This window comes from Aggregatibacter actinomycetemcomitans, from assembly GCF_003130205.1.
GTDB classification, from domain to species: domain Bacteria; phylum Pseudomonadota; class Gammaproteobacteria; order Enterobacterales; family Pasteurellaceae; genus Aggregatibacter; species Aggregatibacter actinomycetemcomitans_A.
In genome coordinates, this window is sequence record NZ_NRDF01000036.1 from 1 (window position 1) to 1033 (window position 1033).

1 protein-coding gene is annotated in these 1033 nt (G+C 37.1%); it reads left to right on the top strand.

The annotated features are described in order from the left end of the window. The first annotated feature begins 94 nt into the window (after positions 1-94). A complete protein-coding gene (locus DK423_RS11460) occupies positions 95-631 on the top strand; it encodes an IS256 family transposase, variant Zn-binding type (protein ID WP_422108840.1) in 537 nt (178 codons plus the stop codon). The last annotated feature ends 402 nt before the right edge of the window (positions 632-1033 follow it).

The following is a 1033-nucleotide window of genomic DNA, read 5'->3' on the forward strand; positions in this document are numbered from 1 at the left end:
GGCATAGTAGACAAAATAGTTGGTAAAAAGTGGGTTAAGACCTTATAGTACGAGGCTTTAACCCACTTTTTTGAATTTATGAACAAAAAAGTGCATTTTTTGCCAACATAGCCCGCTTCAAAAGTATGGCACGCAAAATTATCTTCTGCGCTATAAATGCCCGCACTGCAATAAAGTGTTTTCTTTCAAAAGTAAATTTAATCCAATCCGAATTTGGGAAGATTATGAGAAGAGAAAACAAACCTACAAACAATTAGCCGAAAATTATCACTGCTCGGTAAGAACCATCCAACGTTATCTTGATAAAGCGCCTAAAACCACGCTAAATCCTCCTCAACAACATCAACTGAATATCCTTGCCGACGTCACCTTCTTTGGTCGGGATTTCGGTATACTTGTGCTGTTAGATTCGCTGTCGGGAAAAGTGATTTATCACCAAATCGTGAAAACCGAAAAAGACGTTTATTATAAAATGGCATTTAATCGGCTAAGAGAAAAAGGTTATGTTATTCAATCGATTACCTGCGACGGTAGACGGGGAGTATTAAAGGATTTGTTCAACACGCCGACACAAATGTGTCAATTTCATATGGTGGCAATCGTCATGAGGGCATTGCGTAAGAAGCATTAATCTGAAGCGGGGAAAACCTTAAAAGTGCTCGTCAGGACACTTAAAAACAGCCATAAAAATGACTGTTATGTCCGGCTCTATTCGTGGTATCGGAATCATCAAACGTTTTTGACGGAATGCTCGGACAAGCCGAATGAAAAGGGTTATTTTCCTTATAAACACCGTAATGTCAGAAGTGCTTATGCAAGTTTAAAGCGGTATATGAATTACTTATTTACGTTTGAACAATATGCCGATTTAGGCATTGAAAAAAACACTAATCGACTTGAGGGATTATTTAAAGAATTAAAACAAAAATTAGCCGTGCATAATGGCTTAACAAGGAGGCATAAAATAGTGTTTATTAAGGATTTTCTAAATAGAAAGAGTTGGTAAAACCAACTCTTTTGTCTACTATGTCTA